At 68.6% G+C, this 21,288-nt stretch carries 21 protein-coding genes, 2 tRNA genes and 2 pseudogenes; 6 read left to right on the top strand and 19 right to left on the bottom strand.

Going from position 1 to position 21,288, the window contains the following annotated elements; translation table 11 throughout:
- Window positions 1-801, top strand: a complete 801-nt coding sequence (locus ABTW72_RS06365) for an MBL fold metallo-hydrolase (RefSeq protein WP_350855010.1) — start codon at window positions 1-3, stop codon at window positions 799-801.
- 218 nt (window positions 802-1,019) lie between these two features.
- Here the strand turns inward: ABTW72_RS06365 and ABTW72_RS06370 are convergent, their stop codons facing one another.
- Window positions 1,020-1,439, bottom strand: coding sequence for a CBS domain-containing protein (locus tag ABTW72_RS06370; protein WP_091396513.1), 420 nt, complete (start codon window positions 1,437-1,439; stop codon window positions 1,020-1,022).
- A gap of 148 nt (window positions 1,440-1,587) precedes the next feature.
- On the opposite strand from ABTW72_RS06370, the gene ABTW72_RS06375 reads away from it, so the two are divergent.
- Window positions 1,588-1,893: a hypothetical protein gene (locus ABTW72_RS06375; RefSeq protein WP_350855013.1), complete on the top strand. Its 306-nt coding sequence runs from the start codon at window positions 1,588-1,590 to the stop codon at window positions 1,891-1,893.
- A 198-nt stretch (window positions 1,894-2,091) separates the two neighbouring features.
- Here the strand turns inward: ABTW72_RS06375 and ABTW72_RS06380 are convergent, their stop codons facing one another.
- From ABTW72_RS06380 to ABTW72_RS06395, 4 genes are all read right to left on the bottom strand, one after another.
- Entirely contained in the window at window positions 2,092-2,751 is a 660-nt protein-coding gene (locus ABTW72_RS06380; protein WP_350855016.1) for an HAD family hydrolase, read from the bottom strand.
- A 415-nt stretch (window positions 2,752-3,166) separates the two neighbouring features.
- Window positions 3,167-3,751, bottom strand: a complete 585-nt coding sequence (locus ABTW72_RS06385; protein ID WP_350855018.1) for a suppressor of fused domain protein — start codon at window positions 3,749-3,751, stop codon at window positions 3,167-3,169.
- 60 nt (window positions 3,752-3,811) lie between these two features.
- Window positions 3,812-4,225 carry a hypothetical protein gene (locus ABTW72_RS06390; protein WP_350855021.1) on the bottom strand — a complete coding sequence of 138 codons (414 nt, stop codon included), beginning with the start codon at window positions 4,223-4,225 and terminating at the stop codon, window positions 3,812-3,814.
- A 436-nt stretch (window positions 4,226-4,661) separates the two neighbouring features.
- Window positions 4,662-5,072 carry a hypothetical protein gene (locus tag ABTW72_RS06395; RefSeq protein ID WP_350855023.1) on the bottom strand — a complete coding sequence of 137 codons (411 nt, stop codon included), beginning with the start codon at window positions 5,070-5,072 and terminating at the stop codon, window positions 4,662-4,664.
- A 25-nt stretch (window positions 5,073-5,097) separates the two neighbouring features.
- On the opposite strand from ABTW72_RS06395, the gene ABTW72_RS06400 reads away from it, so the two are divergent.
- Window positions 5,098-5,388, top strand: coding sequence for a tyrosine-type recombinase/integrase (locus ABTW72_RS06400; RefSeq protein WP_350855024.1), 291 nt, complete (start codon window positions 5,098-5,100; stop codon window positions 5,386-5,388).
- Window positions 5,389-5,455: 67 nt separating this feature from the next.
- Here ABTW72_RS06400 and ABTW72_RS06405 read toward each other — a convergent pair whose 3' ends face one another.
- The 7 genes from ABTW72_RS06405 to gyrB all read right to left on the bottom strand — a co-directional run bounded on the left by ABTW72_RS06405 (window position 5,456) and on the right by gyrB (window position 12,201).
- Window positions 5,456-5,752, bottom strand: coding sequence for a DUF2188 domain-containing protein (locus ABTW72_RS06405; protein WP_350855027.1), 297 nt, complete (start codon window positions 5,750-5,752; stop codon window positions 5,456-5,458).
- Window positions 5,753-6,170: 418 nt separating this feature from the next.
- Window positions 6,171-6,246, bottom strand: a tRNA-Ala gene (locus ABTW72_RS06410).
- 42 nt (window positions 6,247-6,288) lie between these two features.
- Entirely contained in the window at window positions 6,289-6,417 is a 129-nt protein-coding gene (locus tag ABTW72_RS06415; RefSeq protein WP_209444550.1) for a DLW-39 family protein, read from the bottom strand.
- Window positions 6,418-6,459: 42 nt separating this feature from the next.
- Window positions 6,460-6,533 (bottom strand) — tRNA-Ile (locus ABTW72_RS06420).
- 149 nt (window positions 6,534-6,682) lie between these two features.
- Entirely contained in the window at window positions 6,683-7,597 is a 915-nt protein-coding gene (locus ABTW72_RS06425; RefSeq protein ID WP_350855030.1) for a DUF3566 domain-containing protein, read from the bottom strand.
- 4 nt (window positions 7,598-7,601) lie between these two features.
- Window positions 7,602-10,124 (bottom strand): DNA gyrase subunit A, encoded by a 2,523-nt coding sequence (gene gyrA / locus ABTW72_RS06430; protein ID WP_350855033.1) that lies wholly within the window; start codon window positions 10,122-10,124, stop codon window positions 7,602-7,604.
- Between the two features lie 130 nt (window positions 10,125-10,254).
- Window positions 10,255-12,201: a DNA topoisomerase (ATP-hydrolyzing) subunit B gene (gyrB, locus tag ABTW72_RS06435; protein WP_350855036.1), complete on the bottom strand. Its 1,947-nt coding sequence runs from the start codon at window positions 12,199-12,201 to the stop codon at window positions 10,255-10,257.
- A 521-nt stretch (window positions 12,202-12,722) separates the two neighbouring features.
- Between gyrB and ABTW72_RS06440 the strand changes: the two genes are divergently transcribed.
- Entirely contained in the window at window positions 12,723-13,277 is a 555-nt protein-coding gene (locus ABTW72_RS06440) for a hypothetical protein (RefSeq protein ID WP_350855039.1), read from the top strand.
- Here ABTW72_RS06440 and ABTW72_RS06445 read toward each other — a convergent pair.
- Window positions 13,262-13,750, bottom strand: coding sequence for a MarR family winged helix-turn-helix transcriptional regulator (locus ABTW72_RS06445; RefSeq protein WP_350855042.1), 489 nt, complete (start codon window positions 13,748-13,750; stop codon window positions 13,262-13,264). The two genes, ABTW72_RS06440 and ABTW72_RS06445, sit on opposite strands and share 16 nt — an antisense overlap.
- Window positions 13,751-13,873: 123 nt before the next feature.
- Here ABTW72_RS06445 and ABTW72_RS06450 point away from each other — a divergent pair, with 123 nt between their 5' ends.
- Window positions 13,874-14,101, top strand: a complete 228-nt coding sequence (locus ABTW72_RS06450; protein ID WP_350855045.1) for a hypothetical protein — start codon at window positions 13,874-13,876, stop codon at window positions 14,099-14,101.
- A 9-nt stretch (window positions 14,102-14,110) separates the two neighbouring features.
- Here the strand turns inward: ABTW72_RS06450 and ABTW72_RS06455 are convergent, their stop codons facing one another.
- The 6 genes and pseudogenes from ABTW72_RS06455 to ABTW72_RS32695 form a co-directional block, all read right to left on the bottom strand.
- The gene (locus ABTW72_RS06455) at window positions 14,111-14,722 is read right to left on the bottom strand and encodes a DciA family protein (protein ID WP_350855048.1); all 612 of its coding nucleotides are present in this window, start codon (window positions 14,720-14,722) and stop codon (window positions 14,111-14,113) included.
- Window positions 14,712-15,845, bottom strand: coding sequence for a DNA replication/repair protein RecF (gene recF, locus ABTW72_RS06460; protein ID WP_112583934.1), 1,134 nt, complete (start codon window positions 15,843-15,845; stop codon window positions 14,712-14,714). The genes ABTW72_RS06455 and recF overlap by 11 nt, the downstream gene beginning before the upstream one ends.
- A gap of 16 nt (window positions 15,846-15,861) precedes the next feature.
- Window positions 15,862-16,734 carry a phosphogluconate dehydrogenase (NAD(+)-dependent, decarboxylating) gene (gene gnd, locus ABTW72_RS06465; RefSeq protein ID WP_203122499.1) on the bottom strand — a complete coding sequence of 291 codons (873 nt, stop codon included), beginning with the start codon at window positions 16,732-16,734 and terminating at the stop codon, window positions 15,862-15,864.
- A 40-nt stretch (window positions 16,735-16,774) separates the two neighbouring features.
- A complete protein-coding gene (dnaN, locus tag ABTW72_RS06470; protein ID WP_350855052.1) occupies window positions 16,775-17,908 on the bottom strand; it encodes a DNA polymerase III subunit beta in 1,134 nt (377 codons plus the stop codon).
- Window positions 17,909-18,684: 776 nt separating this feature from the next.
- Window positions 18,685-20,007 (bottom strand): annotated as a pseudogene (gene dnaA / locus ABTW72_RS06475) (chromosomal replication initiator protein DnaA); the annotation flags it as partial.
- Window positions 20,008-20,145: 138 nt separating this feature from the next.
- Window positions 20,146-20,514, bottom strand: a pseudogene (locus ABTW72_RS32695) (chromosomal replication initiator protein DnaA); the annotation flags it as partial.
- A gap of 625 nt (window positions 20,515-21,139) precedes the next feature.
- Between ABTW72_RS32695 and rpmH the strand changes: the two are divergent.
- Window positions 21,140-21,277: a 50S ribosomal protein L34 gene (gene rpmH / locus ABTW72_RS06480; RefSeq protein WP_007453904.1), complete on the top strand. Its 138-nt coding sequence runs from the start codon at window positions 21,140-21,142 to the stop codon at window positions 21,275-21,277.
- Window positions 21,278-21,288: the final 11 nt, after the last annotated feature.

The following is a 21,288-nucleotide window of genomic DNA, read 5'->3' on the forward strand; positions in this document are numbered from 1 at the left end:
ATGGCGGAGCAACCCCAGGTCACGTTCATCGGTACCGCGACAACGGTGCTGCGGATCGGCGGCTTCACCCTGTTGACCGACCCGAACTTCCTGCACCGGGGTCAACGGGCGTACCTGGGCAAGGGGTTGTGGTCGCGCCGACGCACGGACCCGGCGCTGCGGATCGCCCAGCTCCCAGAGCTGGACGCGGTGGTCCTCTCCCACCTGCACGGCGACCACTTCGACCGGGTGGCCCGTGGGGAACTTGACCGCGAGCTGCCCATCGTCACCACCCCCGCGGCCGAACGCAAGCTGCGCCGCTGGGGCTTCCGGGCCGCCCAGGGCCTGCCGACCTGGTCGTCCCGGGAGCTGCACCGCGACGGTACGACAGTGCGGCTGACCTCGATGCCGGGCCAGCACGGCCCGGGCGCGCTGGACCTGCTGATGCCCGACGTGATGGGCACGATGATCGACGTGGAACGCTCCGGGCGGCGGGAGTTCCGGCTCTACGTCACCGGCGACACGCTCAACCGGCCGCTACTCACCGCCATCCCCGAACGCTACCCGGACATCGACGCGATGCTGATCCACCTCGGCGGCACGAAGGTCGCCGGGATCCTGCTCACCATGGACGCCCGCCAGGGCGCGGACCTGGTGGAGCTGGTTCGGCCGAAGCTGACCGTGCCGATCCACTACGACGACTACCCGGTGTTCCGCTCACCGCTGGCGCACTTCGTCGACGAGGCCCGCCGTCGAGGCTGGGCAAAGCAGGTGCGCACCATCGCCCGCGGCGAGACCGTCCCGCTCACGCCGCCCGCCTGACCGCACGCCGGCTCCGGCGCTCCGGTGGCCGGCGCTCCGGTGGCCGGCGCTCCGGTGGCCAGATGACAAAGAGCGGTATACCTCAGAGTCATATTCATACCCCAGAGTCATAACGCTCGTACCGACACCTCGCCCAGACTTGCCTGCATGGGAGCCGGAGTACGCGAATCGCCGCCTGCCGGCGAACCGGCGGCGGCGATCATTGACAGGCGTGAAGGTCAGCTGCGCTCGGAGATGGCCTCGATAAGGTCGCCGACCGGGCGCTCGGGGAGGGAACGGGCCACATCGGCCACCGCCACGATGCCCACCAGCTCGTGGCCATCGATCACCGGCAGCCGGCGTACCTTGTGCTGGCCCATGGTGCGAAGGATCTCGGCGGCGTCGTCGTCCGCGCCGATGGTCACCGCCTCGCCCTGGGCCAGCTCACCGGCCGTCACGTTGGCCGGGTCGCGACCCTCGGCCAGCACCTTCACCACGATGTCGCGGTCGGTCAGCATGCCCTTGAGCCGGTTGTCGTCACCGCAGATCGGCAGAGCACCGACCCCCAACTCGGCCATCCGCTTCGCGGCCGACTTCAGGTCGTCCTGCTCGCGGACACAGGTCACGTCGTTCGTCATGATCTCGCGTGCCGTAGGCATTGGTATGACACCTCACTTCCCGGGGGTTGTTGCCGTTTCTCCTACCTCGGTTGGCGCCTGCCATGCCGCCCGCTGCGCCGTCACCGTTCGTCGGAGCGAGCCGTCGGCCAGCGTCACTGATCTGCATCGAAGCAATGTGGAGGTGAGGATGCCCGAACCAACTCGTGCGGTCGCCCTGACGGCGTTGACCGAACTGTGGGAGCAGGGATGTCGGATCGCCTCACCCGATGAACGGGACCGCCTCGTCAACATCGGCCTACGCCGCTGGCACAGCTTTCATCGGCGACACCCTCGCATCCGCCAGCCTTCGCACGAGGCCAGGATTCGCGACCTTGTGCGTGGGTTGATCGCGGCAGTCGAACTCGAACCGGGCCTGGTGGGCCCGCTGGTCAAGGACTACGAGTGCGTCGCTGAAGCGATCGCCGCAGCCGCTGCCCCGTCGAGGAAGCCTTGATCGGCGGGCTCGGGACCGAGGTTGACCGGGAACTTGCTGGTGGAGCCCAGGGGAATCGAACCCCTACCCCTGCCTTGCAAAGATCAAGCCTACTGTCGGTCGTCGTCGGCCACTGCTGCTGACCTGCTTGCCGTGTCGCCTACCGTAGGCCCTGGACCGTGTTCGTCGGTGGGCTTGGCTGTACGGATGGCTGTACAGCTACCGCCCGGCGTCCTCGTCTCGCAGCACTTGAACAGCGGCCAGGACGTCCGTGACGGTGTGATCAGGTGGGGTGAGTTCCGCCGGCCAGTCCTTCCCTCGGCTGACCCATAGGGTGGCAAGCCCTGCCGCGCGGCCGCCCTCGACATCAAGTACAGGGCTGTCACCGATCGCCCAGCCCCCGCCCAGCAGATCGAGGCCGCACCCACGGGCCGCCGCCTCGAAGATCTCGCGTGCTGGCTTCCGGATGCCAAGCTCTCCGGACACTGCCCAGGCATCGACGCATCGGTCCAGTCCGGTACGCCTGATCTTGCCCAACTGGTTGTCCGCCTGGCCGTTGGTCACGATCGCGACCGTCCAGCCATCGTCGCGCAGCAGCGTCAGCGACGCGCGCACTTCTTCGGGGCAACTGACGAGTTCCGGCATCCGGCGTCGGTACTGCCTCCACGTGGTGTCCGCCGATGCCAGGCCGAAACGGCCCGTCACCTCCCCGAAGAACCAGTCACGGGGCACGGAACCGTCCTGATCCGTAGCGATCAGCCAGGCCAACGCGTCGTCCGGCAGTCCGTGATCGGCGCAGAACTCGACTGCCCAGCGCCGGAATGCCTCCGAGCGGTCCACGAGCGTGTTGTCGAGATCGAAGAGCGCCAACCGCTGCATGGTCAACAACCGTACCGGGCGGGTAAAGCGGATCTCCTCGTCGGGCAGTCGCCAGACCGTCCAGCCTCCCCGGAGGGGGCCAAGGTGGAGCGCCCTACCGGACGAACGACCTTGGCCCCCTCCGGGGAGGCTGGTAGCCCTTGTGGTGCCCGGCGAGGTGATCCGCGGCGGCATCTCTGAGGAGGGCCGGGGTTCGGGGCAGCGCCCCGAGGTCTTCAAGGTCTGTTGTCTGCCAGTGTGGCCGGCCGGCCCGGCCGATGCCGGCCGGAGGTCGCCAGCAGGCCGGGGCCGGGCCGGCGCGGCCCGCTTTGCGGGCCGCCTTGATTCTTAAGAGGTCAATTCGGCAGTGAAACCGGCTCGCCAAGTGTCGTGTCTCGGCTGATGCTTGACGGCTGCTGTGTGTAGCGGGTGAGGGCTAGCGCGTCGGGTCGCTAACGAGCATGGGCGAGCGCTCGGCCAGCTCGCTCAGTATCTCGGCCGTCGTGGTGGCCTTCATGCGGTCCAGTTCGTCTGCGGTGATCCCGACGACGGTCAGGAACCGCGCTGAGCCGTGCGGGGAGTCGATGGGCGGCAGTTCAGGGTCGGCAGCGAAGGCTAGTGCGCGGAGCCGGGTGGTCGCCTGGCCCGTGATCGGGCCGCCCGGGTCCATGCGATGGCCCTCGGTGAAGGGCCTACCGCTGGTGAACACGTAGTCGACCAGTCGTTCAAGCAGACGCAGGGACCACGCGGGAGGTTGGTCGGCCTCCCTGGGTACGCGCATCGTCAGCTCGTATCCCCAGCCGCTGACGTCCAGCTCATCGCTGTTCTTGGAGAACAGCTCGGTCATCCCGAACGTAACCAGCAACCAGTGGCCGGTGGATCGGTACGCGCTCAAGCCGTAGAGGCCCTGCCCCGGGAGGTTGTTCGTCCCCCAGTGCAGTGGATTTTGATCACTCACCCTGGTTGCCACTGCCGCCTCAATTGCAGCCCAGCCGGGAGCCTCGTCTGCAACATCGACCATGAGCTCCTCGCTATAGCTTCGCCACCTCGATTACCTGGCGTAGCTAGGCTAGATCAAGTGTCAAGCATGTGGTGGGACTAGACAAGCCGGCTCGCCAAGCTGAGTGCAGTAGGCCAGCGTGGCGTCGTCGTGGGTCTTGCCACGCGGCCACTTCCTACCCTGCGGATCACTGCCTTCCGCTGCTCGAACTTGCCTGACGACTTCGGCTGGTCCCGCCTTGCTGATAAGTGCGAGAACTTCCGGCCAGTCCATGAGTGCGAAGCGGTCCGCGATGCGGCTTGCACCGTCACTGAGCAGGACGGCGCTGGCAAGGCCCTGGATTGCCCGGCTTCCGGTAAGAGCCTCGGCTGCCGCCTGAGCGTCGTTCGCTGCAACCCAGAAACCGCCGGGCTGGTTTCGGTGGGCGCGCAGAGCTTCGATGTACTCGCGTCGGGCTTGCTCGTGTTCCGGGGTTCCATTGACGGCGGCGTCCATAGCGGCGCGGTAGTGGCTGCCGACGGTTGCCTCTCGGTCGTCGGTGACAACACGGGGGCGTCTCCGACTTGGTCGAGTACGAGCACGGAGTCAGCAAGGACGAGGTAGTCCGCGCGGCCGTTGTTGACGCGGAAGATGATGACGGTTGCGGAGGGACTGCTCGGGTCGCTGATGTCGCAGGTTCCTCGGTGCGCCTCGGCAACTGGTCGATGGCCTGCCCGAGAACGGTGGTGAGGTCCTGGCCGTCGTCGGCCGCCAGATGGGCGAGCAGCGCCCCGCCAAGCCGGCGGGTGTACCAAGCGACACCATGAGTGCACGTCGACTTAGCCCCGGACAGACCAGCGCCGTCTAGCAGAACAACGGCGTTCGGTAGGGCGCCGGTGAAGTCCTCGTTGGGCTGGTCGAGTTTCGCAGGGCTTTGCCATGGCGACCTGCATCAGGCTTCCTCCAACAACTGGTAAAGCGGGGTCAGTAGCTCGACCTGGCGCGGCTCATTGGTACCCGGCTCGTACTGCGTGCCCACTAGAACGGAAAAATTGCCGGTGCCCACCTGGCCGTAAAGCTCGCTGATCTGGGTGCAGATCAGGTGAACGGCGCCGAGTGAGTCAGGGGGATGGATTCCGGTAAACACGATCAGCGACCCTTGCCCGTCGGGGCGGGGCAGTCGGCCGAGATAGGCCACATCAGAGGTAGTCGGCGGGTCCTGATCCTGGCCGGATCGGTAGACGACACCGGTCCTACGGTCGACCAGCGTCCAGGGACCGTCGCTGGCTCGCTCGAACTGGAGTACCGGGTCCTGGGCGAGGACCTGGGCGACGGGTTCGGAGATGCGCGGCCCGCAGATCACCACAAGGTTCGGACGGTTCAGGTCGATGGCGCCACCGACTGGGACGTGCTCGAACGATGGTTCTAACCCGAGACTCGTTAACCGGCGCTTCGAGCAGCTCCGCGCGACGGCGGGGCTGGACTGGCTGCACCTGCACGACCTGCGACACGCGTTCGCCACGTTCCTGCTCGATCAGGGCGAGGAGCTGCGGACGGTGATGGAGCTGCTTGGGCACTCCACAATCCGGATGACGGCCGACACCTACGGGCACGTCCTGCCGGCTCGGGCGCGTCAGGCTGCCTCGGCTATCGATCGGGTCCTAGGCGAGGGAGGGTGACGGCTAACGGCAAAGGCCGGGCTGCCACCATGGAAGTGACAACCCGGCCTTCGTTGACTCCGCTATATCAGCGGCGATCGCGAGGCGGGTTCGGATCATTGCCCGGGTGCACAGTGTCCGAGTCACGGATCCGTCCATCGCGGCCGTGGATCACCACCTCACCGCCGCCCGTGTTCCCCACAATCTCGCGGGCACGATCTAAGGCGTCCGCCTGGGTGCGTTCGTGGCCGCTACGCCGCGTCGCTCCCGGCTTCGTGATGTCCCACCCGCCGTCTGGGTTGGGCTGTACATGTCGCTCGTTCCGAGTCAAAGCATTCACCTCCTGCCTTGAGCTGGACACATCCAGCCCCCGACAGGTGGGCACTCCCTCCGGAGGCCCGGGAGAGTGTAAGGTCGCGGTCTGCGCTCGCAACGCTGACGGACCCCGGCTGAAGTGTCGACCTTGGTCAACTTCGACCGGGGTCCTTCGTGCTCAATGCATAGAGTAGTCGGCCGATACGACAAACTCCACCTATGTAATTCGTCCACAGGTTGTGGCGTGTCGTCCACCGCCACCCCACAGGTTGTGGCCATTAGTACACAGGTTCGTCCACAGGATCTGCGCATGCGCTGTGGACGACTACTGGAAGTGGCCTTGCTTGAGTGGGGGGTGGCTGGAGTGACCGCCAGCGCCATGCCCGAATCGCGCCGCATTCGGCACGGCGGCCGGATCAAGCAAAGGGCGAAGACCGCTTGGCTGTACGGATGGCTGTACTCGGACCGAGATCAACCGGGGAAAGTGCTGGTGGAGCCCAGGGGACTCGAACCCCTAACCCCTGCCTTGCAAAGGCAGTGCTCTGCCAGTTGAGCTAGGGCCCCGCGGGTGGCCGTGGCGACGATCGCTCGTCGCCGGGCCGAGCGTCAGCGCAGATCGGGCGCGGTGGTCGCCTCGTGCCACAGGGCACGCTCGTCGTTCGACGCCTTGATCTTGTTGAACACGACGGCGGCCACACCGACGACGCCAGCCAGAATCAGCAGCTTCTTGAACATGGGGCGACCCCTCGCGCTCGACTACCGTCGGACGACATGCGGTGGGGCTAGATGGAATCGAACCATCGACCTCAGAGTTATCAGCTCTGCGCTCTAACCGACTGAGCTATAGCCCCGCGTTGCGACGAGCAAGATTAACCCATCCGCTCCGCTGGCCCCAAATCGGGGTCCGCGCCTGCGAGCCAGGCCCGTCGCGGCCTGCAAAACCTACCCGAGTACGGGACGCCGGAGCGACCGCATTGCGGTGCCCCGGCGTCCCGGTCACTCAGTCCCGCTCGGCGAGCGTCAGCTCGATCCCGCCGACCAGGTCGGCGCAGACGTTGTAGACGAACGCGCCCAGGGTGGCCAGCGCGGTGAACAGCACCACGTTGACCAGGCCGATCAGCGCCGAGCTGAGAATCACGCCCTTGGCGGTGATCTGGAAGCCGCTGGTGCTCTGGCCGCCGCCGGCGTTGACCAGGTCACTCAGGCTCTCGTTGACGCTCTGGAACACACCCATCGCGTCCAGCGCCAGGTAGAGCACCGAGGTGGCCACCACCACGACGATGAAGAGCACCACCGACACCGCGAATGCGAACTTCATCACGGACCACGGGTCGATCCGCTTGAGGTTCAGCCGGGCCCGACGCGGCCCGCGGGAGGCGGCCGAGCTGACCGACGTACGCGCCGCACGCACCGCGTCACCGACGCGGGCTGCGCCCACGGCGGACGCGTTGCCGATCCCCGGCGGCAGGCCACCGCCGCTGGCCGGGCGGCCGGCAGTGGCGGCCGTACGACCCGCTTCCGGCTGCGGCTGGGTCATTCCGGGTGTGATCCGCGGCTGGGTGCCGGTGGACCCGGCTGACGCCGCCTGACCGGGCCGGACACCGATCGGCTGGGTGCTGGCCGGACGCGCCGAGGGTGCCGCCGCCGGACCCGGAGGATTGGCGGCGGCCGACGTCGGCGCCTCGGCGCTGGGCGCCTCGGTCTTGTCACCGGACTCGCCATCTTCGCCCGGCTGCTCCGGCGGGGGTGTCATACCTGGAGCCCTGGTGAACTTCGGGGCAGGCGCGTCGGCGGGGACCGTCGCCCGGCCCACGGCCGCGCGGCCGGTCGCTGGTGTGCCGCCCTTGGCGGCCTCCTCGTCGACCGGTTTGGCCGAGGTCCCCGTGTTCCCCGACTTCGCCTGTGTCTCCGTCATTCAACTAGTCCTGTTCGTCAGGCTCGTCGGCATTGCGAGCAATCGCCACGATAGTCACGCCGTCCGGGAGGTCCATCAGCTTGACCCCCATTGTGTTCCGGTCACGCGTACGCCGTACAGGCTTCACCGGAGTCCGAATGACACCACCGTTGCTGGTGATCGCAAACAGCTCGTCGTCCGGATCGATCACCACAGCGCCAACCAGACCACCGCGCCGTTCGGTGATCTTTGCAGTCAACACGCCCTTACCTCCCCGGCCCTGCACCGGGTATTCCTCGATCGGGGTGCGCTTCGCGTATCCCCCGTTCGTGGCCACCAGAACGTCCAAACCTTCCCGCACGACTTCCATGGCGAGCAGGACGTCGTCGTCCGTGAAGCGCATGCCGATCACGCCCGAGGTGGCCCGGCCCATCGGCCGCAACGCCTCGTCCGAGGCGTTGAACCGGATCGCCTGTGCCTTCTTCGAGACCAGCAGCAGGTCGTTCTCCGGCGCAACCAGCGCAGCACCGACCAGCTCGTCCTCATCGCGCAGGTTGATCGCGATGATGCCGCCGGAACGGTTGGAGTCGAACTCCTCGAGCCGCGTCTTCTTCACCAGGCCGTTCTTCGTGGCCAGTACCAGATAGGGGGCTACCTGGTAGTTCGGGATCTCAATGATCTGCGCGATCTGCTCGTCGGGTAGGAAGGCGAGCAGATTGGCCACGTGTTGGCCCTTGGCTACCCTACTGGCCTCCGGCAACTCGTACGCCTTGGCCCGGTAGACGCGGCCCTTGTTCGTGAAGAACAAGATCCAGTCGTGGGTCGAGCAGACGAAGAAGTGGCTGACGATGTCGTCCTGCCGCAGCGTGGCGCCACTGACGCCCTTACCGCCGCGCCGCTGCGAGCGGTACAGATCGACCTTGGTCCGCTTGGCGTACCCGGTGCGGGTGATCGTGACGACCACGTCCTCGCGGGCGATGAGGTCCTCCATCGAGACCTCGCCGTCGAACGGGATGATCTTCGTCCGCCGGTCGTCGCCCCACTTGGTGACGATCTCGCCCAGCTCCTCCGAGACGATCTTCCGCTGCCGCTCGGGCTTGGCGAGGATGTCCTTGAGGTCGGCGATCTCGATCTCGAGCTTCGCCAGGTCGTCGATGATCCGCTGCCGCTCCAGGGCGGCGAGCCGGCGCAGCTGCATGTCCAGGATCGCGGTCGCCTGGATCTCGTCGATCTCCAGCAGCCGGATCAGGCCCTGCCGGGCGTCGTCCACCGTCGGCGAGCGCCGGATCAGGGCGATCACCTCGTCCAGCGCGTCCAGCGCCTTGCCCAGGCCGCGCAGGATGTGTGCCCGCTCCTCGGCCTTGCGCAGCCGGAACGCGGTCCGCCGGCGGATCACGTCGATCTGGTGCTCGACGTAGTAGCGGAGGAACTGGGCCAGGTTGAGCGTGCGCGGCACCCCGTCGACCAGGGCCAGCATGTTGGCGCCGAAGGTCTCCTGGAGCTGGGTGTGCTTGTAGAGGTTGTTCAGCACGACCTTCGCGACCGCGTCGCGCTTGAGCACCAGGACGATCCGCATGCCGGTACGACCGGAGGACTCGTCGCGGATGTCGGCGATCCCGGCGAGCTTGCCCTCCTTGATCAGCTCGGCGATCCGCTCGGCGAGGTTGTCCGGGTTGACCTGGTAGGGCAGCTCGCTGACGACCAGGCAGGGGCGGCCCCGCTTGTCCTCCTCGACCTCCACCACGGCGCGCATCCGGATCGAGCCGCGCCCGGTGCGGTACGCGTCCTGGATCGCGGTGGTGCCGACGATCAGGCCGTGGGTCGGGAAGTCCGGGCCCTTGACGATGTCGAGCAGGGCTTCGAGGGTGGTCTCCTCGTCCTCCTCCGGGTGCTCCAGGCACCACTGCACCGCCGCGCCGATCTCCCGCAGGTTGTGCGGCGGGATCTTGGTGGCCATGCCGACCGCGATGCCCTCGGAGCCGTTCACCAGGAGGTTGGGGATCCGCGACGGCAGGATGGTGGGCTCCTTGGCCCGGCCGTCGTAGTTGTCCTGCAGGTCGACGGTGTCCTCGTCGATGTCCCGCAGCATCTCCATGGCGAGGGGGTCGAGCTTGCACTCGGTGTATCGCATGGCGGCGGCCGGGTCGTTACCCGGCGAGCCGAAGTTGCCGTTGCCGTCGACCAGCGGGTAGCGCAGCGACCAGGACTGCGCCATCCGGACCAGCGCGTCGTAGATCGCCGAGTCGCCGTGCGGGTGGAACTGACCCATCACGTCGCCGACGACGCGGGAGCACTTCACGTAGCCGCGGTCCGGACGGTAGCCGGAGTCGAACATCGCGTAGAGGATCTTGCGGTGGACCGGCTTGAGGCCGTCCCGGACGTCCGGCAGCGCGCGACCGACGATGACGCTCATCGCGTAGTCGAGGTAGGAGCGCTGCATCTCCACCTCGAGCCCGACCGGTTCGATCCGGTCGTGCGCGACCACCGCGGCGATGGCCTCGGCGGGGACCTCGGGCTCGTTCGGTGTGGACTCGGGAGAATCGGTCACTGTATACCCTTATCAGACTCAGAGTCGTTTTCGTGCTGTGGATAACCGCTGTGGATACCGGCCAAGCTGTGGATAACTCTGTGGACCGCCGGATCGGCCGGGCACAGCCCGGCCGATCCGGCGCAGTCCGTCAGATATCCAGGAACCGCACGTCCTTGGCGTTGCGCTGAATGAACGACCGGCGCGCCTCGACGTCCTCACCCATCAGCACACTGAACAACTCGTCGGCGGTCGCCGCGTCGTCGAGAGTGACCTGACGCAGGGTACGCGTCGCCGGGTTCATCGTGGTTTCCCACAGCTCGGGATAGTTCATCTCGCCGAGGCCCTTGAAGCGCTGAATGTCGTCCGGCTTGGCGTTCGGCTTCTTCTGCTGGCGCAGCAGGATCAGCCCGTCCCGCTCGCGGTCGGAGTACGCGTACTGGGCGTCGTCGCCCTTCTTGTTCCACTTGATCTTGTAGAGCGGCGGGGCGGCCAGGTAGACGTGCCCCATCTCGACCAGCGGACGCATGAAGCGGAACAGCAGGGTGAGCAGCAGCGTCTGGATGTGCTGGCCGTCGACGTCCGCGTCGGCCATCAGCACCACCTTGTGGTACCGCAGCTTCTCCATGTCGAAGTCGTCGTGGATGCCGGTGCCCAGCGCGGTGATCAGCGCCTGGACCTCGTTGTTCTTCAGCACCCGGTCGATCCGGGCCTTCTCCACGTTGAGGATCTTGCCGCGGATCGGCAGGATCGCCTGGGTCCGTGGGTCGCGACCCTGCTTGGCCGAGCCGCCGGCCGAGTCACCCTCGACGATGAACACCTCGGACTCGCGGGGGTCGGTCGACTGGCAGTCGGCCAGCTTGCCCGGCATCGAGCCGGACTCCAGCAGCGACTTGCGCCGGGCCAGCTTGCGCGCCTGCTGGGCGGCGATCCGGGCGCGGGCCGCCTGGGACGCCTTCGTGATGATCATCTTTGCCTCGGCCGGGTTGCGGTCGAACCAGTCGACCAACCGGTCGTTGCAGACCCGCTGCACGAAGCTCTTCACCGGGGTGTTGCCCAGCTTGGTCTTGGTCTGACCCTCGAACTGCGGGTTGGCCAGCTTGACCGAGATGATCGCCGCGAGCCCTTCGCGGATGTCCTCGCCGGAGAGCTTCTCGTCGCCCTTGAGGAGCTTCTTGTCGGTGCCGTACCGGTTGACCACGCTGGTCAGCGCGGACCGGAAGCCCTCCTCGTGGGTGCCGCCCTCGTGGGTGTTGATCGTGTTGGCGAAGGTGTAGACCGACTCGCCGTACGACTCGTTCCACTGCATGGCGATCTCGAGGGACATGCCCTCCTCTTCGGCCTCGAACTCGACCACGGTCTTGTGGATCGGGCTCTTGGAGGCGTTGAGGTGCCGGACGAAGTCCGCGATGCCGCCCTCGTAGTAGAAGGTGACCTCGCGCTGCCGGCCGTCCTCCTCCTCGGCCACCCGCTCGTCGAGCAGGTGGATGCGCAGGGCGCGGTTGAGGAAGGCCATCTCCTGCAGGCGCCGGTAGATGGTCTGGAAGTCGAAGTCGACGGTCTCGAAGACGTCGGGGTCGGGCCAGAAGGACACCGCCGAGCCGGTGCGGTCGGTGGCCTCGCCCTTCTCCAGCGGGCTCGGCTTGGAGTTGGTGTAGTGCTGCCGCCACACGGAGCCGGACTTGTGGATCTCGACGAACATCTTGGTGGAGAGCGCGTTCACCACGGAGACACCGACGCCGTGCAGACCGCCGGAGACCGCGTACGCCTTGCCGTCGAACTTGCCACCCGCGTGCAGGATGGTCAACGCGACCTCGACACCGGGCTTCTTGAGCTTCGGGTGAAGGTCGACGGGGAAACCACGGCCGTTGTCGGTGACCCGGACGCCGCCGTCGGCGAGCAGCACCACGTCGATGGTGTCGCAGTATCCGGCCAGCGCCTCGTCGACCGCGTTGTCGACGACCTCCCAGACGAGGTGGTGCAGACCGCGCTCGCCGGTGGACCCGATGTACATACCGGGCCGCTTGCGAACCGCCTCCAGCCCCTCGAGAACGGTGATCGACTCTGCGCCGTACTCCTGCTTGTCCTGCGCTGCCACCCTCGGCCACTTTCTCGCGTCAGCCGCGCCGGTAGGGCGCGTCGGGCGCGGGTTCGGCGGACAGGACGCGACGTCGGCGCGTGGACCGGCACCGGAGACCTCCGGACAGCGGGTCGAACGCGCCGGTCGCCGCGGTTGCCCGCGGATCGCGATCGGCTCGACCCGACGTGGAGAATGAATCTGGGGCCGCCGGCCCCGTCCCACTCCCGCACCGGGTCTTCGTCTCACTGTCAATCCTACTGTGCGCGGGGGACAGAACCACCACTCGGCACCCTCAGAGAGGCGGCTGAGAAGTCCATAGCCGGCAGAACCCCGCCGCCCACGACTCCCCCCACACGCCATGCCCCCATCGCACGCGCCGCCCCGGAACGGGTTGACCCGCGGTCGGGCGGGTCGGGGGTCGCGGCCGAAGCGTCCGTGCCGTACGTTTGCGGCGCCCCGGAACCAGCCTTGATCTTTACCGGTTGGAACCGGGACGATCGACCCGATCGACCCGACACGTGCTCTTTAAGAGGTGACAGATGGGGCTGGACAACGTCGCGGTGCACTGGCCGCGGACCGGCCGCTTCTACGATCCGGTCGCGCCGGCCGAGTTCGTCGACTTCGGCGAGATCGTCGACCTGCCGCGCATCTCCGCGCCGACCGCGGCGCTGGCCGAGTTGATCGCGAAGACCGGCACCATCCGGGCGACCGCGTACACCGAGTTGGTGGATCTGCTGCTCGGCCTCGAAGGTGTGTTGTACGCCACAGACGCCGCCGCCGAGGACGAGGACCCGGTGATCGACCCGGACGGCTGCTCCTGGATCGCGAGCGGCATCGAACGCTTCGTGGCCGCGCACCGCGCGACCGGCGAGGCGGTCACCTTCGAGTCGGTGAGCACCGTGCTGCGCTCCCTGCTCGGCGACGGTCGGTTGGCCGAACAGCAGCTGCGCTGGCTGGAGAGCCGGCTCGACGCGCTGCGCGACGAGCGCGGTGACCCGCCGCAGTGGAACTTCACCTGCGCCGAGCTGGGCGTGCTGGCCGCGTTCTACCGGCGCTGCGCCGAGCGCGGGTTCGCCGTCTACGCCGACGTCTGAGCCGCCGCGTCGGTCTCCGAGCCGGTCGGCCGGTTGGCGGCCGAGATCAGCTGCGTGAGCACTGCGTGCAGGTGTTGCAGGTCCTCGACGGGCAGCCCGAGCCGCTGCACGATCGCGGCCGGGATGAGCTCGGCCTGACTCCGCAGCGCGGCACCGCTGGCGGTGAGGGTGACGGCGAGGCTGCGCTCGTCGTTCGGGTCGCGTTCCCGGCGCAGGTAGCCGGCCGCCTCCAGCCGCTTGAGCAGGGGTGACAGCGTGCCCGGATCGAGCTGGAGCAGGCGACTGAGGTCACGGCCGGACAGCGGCGCGTGCTGCCAGAGCGCCAACATCACCAGGTACTGCGGGTGGGTCAGCCCCATCGGCTCCAGCAGCGGCCGGTAGACGGCCACCACGCTGCGCGCGGCGACCGAGAGGGCGAAGCAGACCTGCTGCTCCAGGGCCAGCGGGTCGACGCCGTCCGGTCGTTCGCTCATCGGTTGCCCTCTCTCCGCACGGTGACTATCGTACCGATCATTGGTACACCAACCATTGGTGCCCCAAAGGTAAGCTCGTGCGGTGGGCGAGGACCGGCGAGGCGACGTGGAAGAGGGCGGCAGATGGGCGAGGACGGCGCGATCACCAGGGCCCCGGGCGAGGGCGGCCGATTGATGCGTTGGGCCTTCCGGCACCTCGCCGGCCCGGCCGAGGGTGTGCAGGGCGCGGTGCAGGGCGGCTCGGCCGAGGCCCGCGAGGCGTGGAAACGCGACCTGGCCGAGCGCAAGCGCTTCACCCGGGAGCAACGGGAACGCAAGCGGGCAGCCCGCGAGGCCGACCGGCGCGGCTGAACGGTCGGCTCAGCCGTACGTGTCGCGCGGACCCCGGCCGCGTACCCGACGTGGGCCCTTCCCCCAGGAGGGCGCGGCCGGGCCGTGAATGTGCAGCTTGCGCACCACGTTGTGCCCGACCTCGCTGGCGATCTGCTTGAGCAGCGAGCCGGCGAGCAGCCGCAGCTGGGTGGCCCAGGCCGTCGAGCGCGCCTCGACTGTCAGCTCGCCGTTCTCCAACTTCACCGGGCGGCTGTTCTGCGCGACCTCCGCGCCGACGACCCGCTCCCAGGCGCCGAACACGGTGGCCTCGGCCGCCGGTTGCTGCCAGCCGCGCGCCTTCACCAGCCGGTTCAGCACGGCGCTGAGCGGCTGCGGATCGCGCGGGTCGGGGCCGGGGCCGGAGTAGCCGCGCAACCGCCGCCCCGAGCCGCCGCCAGCGTCGCCGCCGCCGGGGGTACGCCGGGCGCGGGCCGCCGCCTGCCGTCGGGACAGCGCCGCGTCGAGCACCGCCCGGGCCAGCTCCGGCCCGCTGGCGGCCGCCGCCGGCTCACCGTCCGCCGATCCCTGCGCCGCCTTCGGGGTACGCGCAGCCGGGCCGTCGCCGGCCGCTGGTCGATCGGTGCCTGGCTTATCCGACACGGCGTACCGTCCCTTCGCCGACCTGGTATCGGGTGCCGCGCAGGGCGGCCGGCACATCGTCGTCCACCGCGCAGGTGACCAGCAGCTGACTCGCCCCGCCGACCAGCTCCGCCAACCGCTCCCGGCGGCCGGTGTCCAACTCCGCGAAGACGTCGTCGAGCACCAGCACCGGCTCGATGCCGTCGGCTCGCAACAGGTCGTACCCGGCCAGCCGCAACGCGAGGGCGAACGACCACGACTCGCCGTGGCTGGCGTACCCCTTGGCGGGCAGTGGGCCGAGGCTCAGCGCCAACTCGTCGCGGTGTGGGCCGACCAGGGTGGTGCCCCGCTCGATCTCGGCGGAGCGGGACGCGGCCAGGGCCGCCGTCAGCGCCTCGGCCAGCGCGGCCCGGTCGGTGGTCGGCTCGGCCAGCTCGATCGAGGGCCGGTAGGTGATGCTCGCCGCACCCCGACCGGCGGCCACCGCGTCGTACGCCTTGGCCACGTGCGGGGTGAGCGCGGCCACCAGCTCCAGTCGGCCGGCGAGCAGCTCCGCCCCGTGCTGGGCCAGGTGGGTGTCCCAGACCGCGAGGGTGCCGAGGTCGCCTCCCCTGGACCCACCGGTCTTGCGGGCCAGGTACGCGGTGCGCAGCAGGGCGTTGCGCTGCTTGACGACCCGCTCGTAGTCGGCCCGCACGCCCGCGAACCGGGGTTGCCGGTTGACCAGCAGGTCGTCCAGGTAACGGCGGCGCTCGGCCGGGTCGCCCCGGACCAGCTCAAGATCTTCCGGAGCGAACAGCACCAGCCGGAGCGCCCCGAGCACGTCCCGGGCCCGCCGTGCCGGTGAGCGGCCCAGTCGGGCCCGGTTGGCCTTGCCGGGCACGATCTCCAGCTCGACCAGGAGTTCGCGGCCGTCGTGCACCACCGCGCAGCGGATCACCGCGGACGTGGCGCCCATCCGGACCAGAGGCGCGTCGGTGGCGACCCGGTGCGAGTCCAGGGTCGCCACGTAGCCCAGCGCCTCGACGAGGTTGGTCTTGCCGACGCCGTTGGCGCCGATCAGGACGTTCGCTCCCGGCTGGAGGTCGACGGCAACCCGCTCGTACGAGCGGAAGTCGACCAGTTCCAGCCGGTGAACGTACACAGGTTGTGGATACCGCTCAGCGCTTGTGGACGGCGTGGCCACCGAACTGCTGACGCAGCGCGGAGACGGCCTTCATGGCGGGCGAGTCGTCCTGCCGCGAGGCGAACCGGGCGAACAGCGAAGCGGTGATGACGTTCAGCGGCACCGCCAGCCGGACCGCCTCGTCGACCGTCCACCGGCCCTCGCCGGTGTCCTCCGTGTAGCCGCTCAGATCGGCCAGCTCCGGGTCCTCGTCGAGCGCCCGGTCGAGCAGGTCGAGCAGCCAGGAACGGACGACGGTGCCCTCCCGCCACGACTTGATGACACCCGGCACGTTGGTCACCAGCTCCGAGGCGGCCATCAGCTCGTAGCCCTCGGCGTAGGCGTGCATCAGGCCGTACTCGATGCCGTTGTGCACCATCTTCGAGTAGTGCCCGGCACCGACGGGGCCGGCGTGCACGAAGCCGAACTCACCCTCCGGCTTGAGCGCGTTGAAGATCGGCATCAGGCGGTCCACGTGCTCCTGGGCGCCACCGACCATCAGCCCGTAGCCGTTCTGCCGGCCCCAGACGCCGCCGGAGACCCCGACGTCCAGGTAGCCGATGCCTCGCTGGTTGAGCCGCTCCGCACGGGGCGCGTCGTCGCTGAAGCGCGAGTTGCCGCCGTCGATGATGATGTCGCCCTCGCCGAGCACCTCGGCGAGCTCGTCGATCGTGGCGTCGGTGACACCGGCGGGCACCATGACCCAGACCGCCCGCGGCGACTCGAGCTTCTCCGCCAGGCCGGCGAGGGTCGTGACGTCGCTGATCTGCGCGTTGTGGTCGAAGCCGACCACCTCGTGCCCGGCCGAACGCAACCGCTCCCGCATGTTGCCGCCCATACGGCCGAGTCCTACCAGGCCGAGCTGCATGTGTTTCTACCTCCGTGGATCTGGGTGTTGCTGGGCGCGATCAGCGCGAGACGCGGATCGGCATGATGAGGTACCGGTACCCCGGAATGACCTCGCCATCCTCGCCAGCGGGAGAGATCACCGCGGGCTTGAAGGCGTCGACGAACGAGAGCACGGCCGTCTGAGCGCCCAGGTTTGCCAGACCGTCGATGAGGTACTGCGGGTTGAAGCCGATGGTCAGTGCTTCACCGGTGAAGGTGGCCTCCATCGCCTCGCTGGCCCGTGCCTCCTCGGAACCGCCGGCCTCGACCACCAGGCCGTCGGCGCTGAAGCTGAGCAGCACCGGGGTGGTCCGTTCGGCGACCAGCGCGACCCGCTTGACCACCTCGATCAGCGTGCTGACCGACACCCGGGCCGCAGCGTTGTGGGTGGCCGGGAAGAGCGACCGCACCGGCGGGTAGTTGGCACCGTCGAGCAGCCGGCTGGTGGTACGTCGGGTGCCGCCGGCGAGGCCGACCATGCCCTCGCCCGCAGCGCCCTGGGCGAGGGCGAGCGTGACCTCGCCGCCCAGCGGGCCGAGGGCCTTGGCGGTGTCGTTCAGGGTGCGTGCGGGCACCAGGGCGTTGATGCTCACCTCGGGGTCGTCCGGCCGCCACTGGATCTCGCGCAGCGCCAACCGGTAACGGTCGGTGGCGAGCATCGACAGGGTGTCGCCCGACAGCTCGACGCGGACGCCGGTCATCATCGGCAGCGTCTCGTCGCGACCGGCGGCGATGGCCACCTGGGCCACCGCGGTGGCGAACGCCGCGGCGTCGACGGTGCCGGCGCTCTGCGGCATCTCGGGCAGCGCGGGGTAATCCTCCACCGGCATCGTGGGCAGCGTGAACCGGGCGCTGCCACAGACCAACTCGAGATGCGCGCCGACCGCGGCGATGTCGACCGGCTTGGCCGGCAACGCCTTGGTGATCTCGGCGAGCAGGCGGCCGGAGACGAGCGCGGCGCCGTCGGCGTCGCCCTGCACCTCGACGGTCACCTGGCTGGAGACCTCGTAGTCGAACCCGGAGACCCGCAGGTTGCCGTCGGTGACGCGGAGCATCACCCCGGCGAGCACCGGTACGGATGGCCGGTTGGGCAGGCTCTTCGCGGTCCACGCCACAGCCTCGGCGAGCGCGTCGCGCTCCACTCGGAACTTCATCAATGCCTCCGCGTCGACGTCAGCGACAACTCTCTCATGCCGACCGCTGCCTACCGTCCCGCCCGACCGTGCGGGTACCCATCGCACCTTAGGGCGCGGGGACATCGGCTGTGCGCCCGACCCCATGGATCGTGTCGATGCTGACCGGCTGATCCGACAGCGTTCGGCCCGATCCACAGAAAGCCCAACGGTGATGATTGGTTTTTGTTCTCTTAGAAGAGATAACTCATCGTCTTCATCGCACCTGTGCAAACTGTGGAAAACCGAGGTCTGCGCAGGTCAGGCAGGTTATCCACCGGTGATTTAGCTGTGGAGAACCCGGGGTACAACCGGCTTGTGTGTCCACAGCCCGGCGACGACGGCCGGTTGTCCACCGTTGTCCACCGGTTGTCCACCGGTAATCCACCGACTTTCTCCCCAAGCCTGTGGATCGCGGGGAAGATCACCATTGCCGTCGTCCCCAGAACCTTCAACAGCCCGTACACAGGTTGATGATGATCGGTGGATAACCTGACGGTCGTCCCCAGGCGTCCACAGCCTCGTACACAGGGTTTCTCCACAGCCTGTGGGTAACTGGCGGAGGACGGACCGTAGTTATCCACCGACGGTGGATAACGAGCTGTGGACAACGAGTGGGGATCGAGGCGGTCACGGCCTCAATGCTGTGGTCTCCACCATGTCGAGAGTCCAGCTGACTGACCCAGAAAGAACGCCCGACCGGAGATCCGGTCGGGCGTGTCCTGCGGCTGTGCGCCGCGCGACGGCGGTCGTACGCCTCAGCTGTTCTGTTTGATGCGGTTGGTCAGCTCGGCGATCTGGTTGTACAGCGAGCGGCGCTCCGCCATCTGCTGACGAATCTTGCGGTCGGCGTGCATCACGGTGGTGTGGTCCCGGCCACCGAACGCCTGCCCGATCCGGGGCAGCGACAGCTCGGTCAACTCCCGACACAGGTACATGGCCACCTGACGGGCGTTGACCAGCACCCGCGACCTGGACTGGCCGCGCAGATCCTCCAGGCTCACCCCGAAGTAGTCAGCGGTCGAGGCCATGATCTGGTCCGCGTTGATCTCCGGACCGGCGCCGTCGGGCATGAAGTCCCGAAGCACCTCCTCGGCCAGCGACAGCTCGACTGTCGACCGGGTCAGGCTGGCGAACGCGGTCACCCGGATCAGCGCGCCCTCCAGCTCCCGGATCGAGTTCGACACCCGGGAGGCGATGAACTCCAACACGTCCGGCGGGGCGTACATCCGCTCCTGCGCCGCCTTCTTCTGCAGGATCGCGATCCGGGTCTCCAGATCCGGCGGCTGGATGTCGGCCAGCAGCCCCCACTCGAACCGGGTTCGCATCCGGTCCTCGAGGGTCGCGAGCTGGCGCGGCGACCGGTCCGAGGTGATCACGATCTGCTTGTTGGCGTTGTGCAGCGTGTTGAAGGTGTGGAAGAACTCCTCCTGGGTGCGCTCGCGGTTCTCCAGGAACTGGATGTCGTCGATCAACAGGATGTCGACGTCGCGGTAGCGCCGCTGGAACGCGCTGGTCTTGTCGTCCCGGAGCGAGTTGATGAAGTCGTTGGTGAATTCCTCGGTCGACACGTACCGGACCGAGCGGGCGTTGCCGAGTGTCGTGGCGTAGTGGCCGATGGCGTGCAACAGGTGCGTCTTGCCCAACCCGGAGTGCCCGTAGATGAACAGCGGGTTGTACGCCTTGGCTGGCGACTCCGCCACCGCCACGCTCGCCGCGTGGGCGAAGCGGTTGGACGAGCCGATGACGAACGTCTCAAACATGTACTTCGGGTTGAGCCGGTTGCCGCCGGTGTCGGCACCGGGCAACCGACGGTCGTCGCGGCCGCCGGTCCGATGGTCCACCGCGCTGCGACCCGGGCCGCTGTCCGTTCCGCTGTCCCGGGGAAGCGAGCGGATCACGTGCTGGTCGCGCGGTGACGCCGAGTCGTCCCGGTAGCGGGGCTCGTAGGGCCGGGTGTCGGGGCCGGGCGGATCCAGGCGGGCCGCCTGCTCGTCGTAGCCGCGCCGGTCCGGACTGGGCCGGGAGGGCCGCAGGGGCTCCGCGAAGGAGGCGCTGAACAGCGCCTCCTGCCCGTCCCTGCTGGCGGGAATCAACCCCGCGCGATGCCCCTCCACGGGCGGCGCGAGCGGCGGACCCGCCGGCGCGGGTGGTGGACCCGGATCGGGGGTACGCGGCGCGGGCGACTGCTCAGGGATCATCGCGTCGGCGGACGGTCGAGCGCCCTGGTCGTCGTCGAACGGCGCGATACCCGGGCCGTCGATGTCGAGCTGCCCGGCCTCCGGGGCGCTGCGGTAGACGGTGCCGGCCGGTCGGCCGGTGGCGTCCTCGGCCACCCGAACGGTGACCGCGACCTGGATCGGTCGGCCGAGTCGGCGGGTGAGCGCCTCGGTGATCGCCGGGCGCAGCCGTGACTCGATCACGTCGCGGGTGAACGCGTCCGGAACGGAGAGCAGTGCGGTGTCCTCGACGATCGCTCGCAGCCGGGTCAGTCGGAGATAGGCACGCTGCTGGGCGGAGATGATCTCGTCGGCGAGCTCGTCGGTCGCCGCTAACCACACTGCGGCAAGGTCGGTCGTACCGGCCACCGTCGTGCCACCCCCTCGCTTCTGCTCCCGGCCGCCGCTGTCTGCCAGCCGGCCGTCCCGGGCCCGCCGCGTTCGCGGGTGGAACAACACCCACCCGGACGGTCGACCGGTGGTCATCCACAAGTTATCCACAGCCTGTGTACCGACCGATTGTGGCCGCCGCCGGACGCGGGTGGGACCTGCCCCTGCCTGAACGGGCGCTGAAGCGGGTTCACCGTGCCGAACGATTCACTGCCATGTCCGGTCTTGCCTGCGCGACGACCGGAGCTTCCGACGCTCACCGCAATCGGGCACGGTAACAGCGTTGTCCCTGCGCCATCAACCGGCGACGCGGCGGCGCCCTTGTCGGCATCAGCGAAAACCACCCTTCGGCCTCGGGCGCGTCCCGTTGTCCCCTGCTCGAGGTGTTTGACGGTCATTGCCCCCCTGCGTAGGCTGGAACGGCTGCTTTCTCGCCCTCTGCTAGGGTGATGGGTGCTTGCTGTCCGCGGTCGCATCCCCGCATCGCCGAGGTCCCGCTCCGCTGGACAGCACCGATCGTGGGCCACCGTCGAGGTGGCCTGGACCACCACACGACCCCGGCGATCCCGTCGCGCGGGGCGCGTACGAAAACGGAGAGCCTGACGTGAGCAAGCGCACCTACCAGCCGAACAACCGCCGGCGCGCGAAGACCCACGGCTTCCGGCTGCGCATGCGCACCCGTGCCGGCCGTGCCATCCTGTCGAGCCGTCGCGCCAAGGGTCGCACCACCCTGTCGGCCTGAGCCGACCGGGC

It is taken from the genome of Micromonospora sp. NPDC127501, from assembly GCF_040302185.1.
Classification (GTDB): Bacteria; Actinomycetota; Actinomycetes; order Mycobacteriales; family Micromonosporaceae; genus Micromonospora.